The following is a 2697-nucleotide window of genomic DNA, read 5'->3' as shown; positions in this document are numbered from 1 at the left end:
GGCCACATCCGCGAGAACCGACTGCGCGTGGACGTCGTCGGCCGGGGTCACGAACACGAGGTCGGCGCCGCGTGCCGCCAGGTCGTACGGCAGTGCCTGATGGGCGAGTGCGGTGACCGCCGGCTGCCCCTGCGGCGGTCGCACCACGAAGCAAGGGGGTCTCTCGGTCGCTCCGGATGGTCGCCTGCGAGCTTACGGTTCGTCGTCTGTTCGAGCGCCCCCTTTTTCATCAGCTCGATTGAAACCCCGGCAACCGAAGGTGCAGTTGCACTGCATGTTTCCGATCGGGACGAATTAATGTCCGATCGCATCGAACTGTCCCACGTCAGGCACCGTTTCTCGTGGTGGAGGGCGGAGGCGGTGAACGACCGACGGCGACAACCGGGGCTAGTCTCTCGATGTCCGGATGCCGGCCCCCGTCACTCTGTCGTGTGCCAGGCATCTCTCTGGGACCGAAGTAGGGAAGGGACGACATGACAGCGGTGAACACGGCCATCAGTGCGGCCGAATCCGTGACCGCCGCAGACCGCCTCCCATTCGTCGCTCGGGTGCGGGAGTACGCCGAACGAGTGCTGCGCCCCGAAGCCCTGTCGATCGACCGTGACGGGGTCAGCGGAGAACGTATCGACGAACTCGCTGCGCTGGGGCTCCTGAACCACCAAGCGCCGCGGGAATACGGCGGCCTCGACATCGACCGCAACACCGATCGTCGCCTGCACGAGATCATCGCCGGCGCGTGCTTCAACACGTGGCTCGTCTGGGCTCAGCACGCGCCGATGGCCGGGCGAATCGTCGAATCCAGGAAACCGGGCGAACCGGTGTCGCAGCTCGCCGAGCGAATTCTGCGTGGCGAACTCGTGCTCGGTGCCGGAGTCAGCGACGTCCGGAGGTTTCCCGACCATTACATCGCGGCGGAAAGGACGAGCGGCGGCTGGATCTTCACCGGCGCCATCTCCTGGGTCAGCGGGTGGGGGCTCAACGACGCCCTGACGGTCGCCGCGGTGGAAAGGCGGACGGAGACCGTGATCACCGCGCTCGTGCCGGTGAGCGACCGCACGCGCAGTGTCGGACCGCTCCCACTCGGCGCCGTCGCGGGCAGCAGGACCGCGCGGGTCGAGCTCGACGACGTGTTCGTACCCGACGAGCACGTGCTCTCCGCCCACTCGCTGGAGACCACGCGGTTCAACGACATCGGCACGGCGAGCGACGCACGCGGCCACCACTTCGGGCTTGCAGAAACGGTCCTCCGAGAGTTGGAGCAGTCAGGACACCCGCTCGCCCAGGACGTGGCGGCGACGTGGAGGCCGCGCATCGCGCGGATTCGGAGCACTGCGTACGAGCTGTCTGATGAGGCCACCGCCGCGGGAGGTGGTCCGCATCGGATCGGCGAACGCCTCGCGACCAAGGTCGCCAGCGGCGAGGCATTGTCCACGATCACCCGAGCACTGCTGATAGCGCGGGCCGGTCGGGGACTGAGTGGCGACGACACGGCGCAGCTCCATGCGCGGTCGGCGCTTTTCGTCCTGGTCCAAGGACAAACCACCGACGTTCGCCGAGCCCAGCTCGCCGAACTCGCCCGCTGATCACCACCACCGAACAGGAATCATCATCCCATGAGCCTCGAATTCCTCTGGTACATCCCGAATCAGGTGACGCCGGGACACCGCGGCGAGCCCGTCACGGTCGACCACAACAGCCTCGACACCCTCACGGCCCAGGCGGAGGCCCTGGAGGAACACGGCTGGAAGGGTGCATTGATCGGCACCGGGTGGGGTCGCCCGGACACCCTCACCGTCGCCACGGCCCTCGCTGCCCGGACGTCGACGTTCGAGCCACTCGTCGCGGTTCGGCCCGGGTACTGGACTCCGGCTCACTTCGCCTCCGCTGCAGCGAGTCTCGACCACCTGTCCGGTGGCCGGGTGCGGGTCAACATCGTGTCCGGCAAGGACGACCTGGGAGCGTACGGCGAACGCGAGAGCGACCAGGCCGCCCGCTACGCCCGCACCAAGGAGTTCCTGCAACTCGTCCGTAAGCTGTGGACGGAGGAGAACGTCACCTACCGTGGCGAGCACTTCCAGGTCACCGACTCCACGGTGCTGCCCCGGATCGCGCCGCGCGGAGACCGGCTCCACCCGAAGCTCTACTTCGGTGGTGCCTCCGACGCCGCTGAGCGGGTAGCGGCCGCCGAAGCCGACGTCCAACTCTTCTGGGGCGAACCCCTCGAAGGGGTGCGGGAGCGGATCGAGCGCCTGCGGGCGCTGAGTGAGGAACTCGGCCGAGAGCACGCACCGCTCGAGTTCGGTCTGCGGATCACCACCCTCGTCCGGGACACGACCGAGCAGGCCTGGGCCGACGCGGAAGCGAAGGTGGCGGAGATGGCGAAGATGGCGAAGAACCAGGGTGCACCGGAGCAGAACCCGCACCGTCAGACCGCCGTGGGACAGCAGCGACTCCTCGACCTCGCTGCTCGCGGCGAGGTGCTCGACGACAATCTGTACACCGCACCCGGCAAGTTCGGTGGCGGCGGCGCAGGCACCACCTGGCTCGTCGGCTCCCCGGAGGATGTCGCGAAGTCGTTGCGCAAGTACCAGGACCTCGGCATCACCCATTTCGTGTTGTCGGACACCCCGTACCTGCGGGAGATCGAACGTCAGGGCACGCAGTTGCTGCCGCTACTGGGGGAATGAGCGCGGAAGC

Annotated in this window: 2 protein-coding genes; both read left to right on the top strand. The window is 67.7% G+C overall.

The window, feature by feature from the left end; translation table 11 throughout:
• Positions 1 to 473: 473 nt before the first annotated feature.
• Complete coding sequence (locus tag ACFTZB_RS44855; protein ID WP_378442349.1) at positions 474 to 1583, top strand: acyl-CoA dehydrogenase family protein; 1110 nt, start codon at positions 474 to 476, stop codon at positions 1581 to 1583.
• A 30-nt stretch (positions 1584 to 1613) separates the two neighbouring features.
• Positions 1614 to 2687, top strand: coding sequence for an LLM class flavin-dependent oxidoreductase (locus tag ACFTZB_RS44850; protein WP_378442347.1), 1074 nt, complete (start codon positions 1614 to 1616; stop codon positions 2685 to 2687).
• Positions 2688 to 2697 lie beyond the last annotated feature (10 nt).

Origin of the sequence: Rhodococcus sp. NPDC057014, assembly GCF_042673295.1 — a bacterium.
Taxonomy (GTDB): Bacteria; Actinomycetota; Actinomycetes; order Mycobacteriales; family Mycobacteriaceae; genus Rhodococcus_F.
The sequence above is the reverse complement of the archived record's forward strand: the minus strand, read 5'-3'. Positions and strand labels throughout refer to the sequence as shown.